Source organism: Pseudonocardia humida, from assembly GCF_023898865.1.
Classification (GTDB): Bacteria; Actinomycetota; Actinomycetes; order Mycobacteriales; family Pseudonocardiaceae; genus Pseudonocardia; species Pseudonocardia humida.
On the sequence record NZ_JAGSOV010000126.1, the window covers coordinates 1 to 955 of the forward strand.

The 955-nt window shown below is 65.5% G+C and carries 1 protein-coding gene; it reads right to left on the reverse strand.

The window, feature by feature from the left end; translation table 11 throughout:
- Positions 1–955, reverse strand: a 955-nt coding sequence (locus tag KDL28_RS40065; RefSeq protein ID WP_252446709.1) for a complex I subunit 1/NuoH family protein, incomplete at both ends; no start/stop codon positions are given.

A 955-nucleotide genomic window follows, 5' to 3' on the forward strand; every position in this document is an offset into this window, starting at 1 on the left:
AGGTCGAGCGGGGGCACCGGGAAATCAGAGGCCAGCTCGATCGTCTGCTCCCTGGCCCGGCGCTCCGGCACCAGGAACGCGATCACCAACACCGCCACCAGCACGATCCCCACCGTCACCAGCAGCGCCGTCGTGCTACCACCGGTCGAGCGCCACGCCCGGATCGCGAAGATCGTCAAGATCCACAACAGGCTGCCCGGGACCAGCACCTTCCACCCCAGGCGCATGAACTGGTCGTAACGGAACCGCGGCAACGTCCCCCGCAACCAGATGAACAGGAACAGGAACAGGAACGTCTTGATCAAGAACGCCAGCATCTGCAACCACCCGCTGGCGTTCAACCCCGACAACGGCCACGGCCACATCCCCCCACCCAGGAACAACGTGGTCGCCATCGCCGAGACCGTCACCATGTTCACGTACTCGGCCAGGAAGAACAGCGCGAACTTCAACGACGAGTACTCCGTGTGGAACCCACCCACCAGCTCCGACTCCGCCTCCGGCAGGTCGAACGGCGCCCGGTTGGTCTCCCCCACCATCGCGATCACGAACACCACGAACGACGGGACCAACAACAACACGAACCACGAACTCGCCTGCGCGGCCACGATGTCCGCCGTCGACAACGACCCCGCGTACAGGATCACCCCCACGATCGACAGACCCAACGCGATCTCGTAGGAGATCACCTGCGCCGCCGACCGCAACGCCGCCAACAACGGGTACGGCGAGCCCGACGCCCAACCACCGAGCACGATCCCGTACACCCCGATCGAGGAGCAGGCCAGCACGACCAGCACCCCGACCGGCAGGTCCACCAACTGCAGCACGGTCGGCTCACCGAAGATCGTGACCTCGCCACCGAACGGGATCACCGAGAACGCCACGAACGCCGGGATCGTGGAGATCACCGGGGCGATGAAGTACACCCGCTTGTCGGCCGCGGCCGGCATGA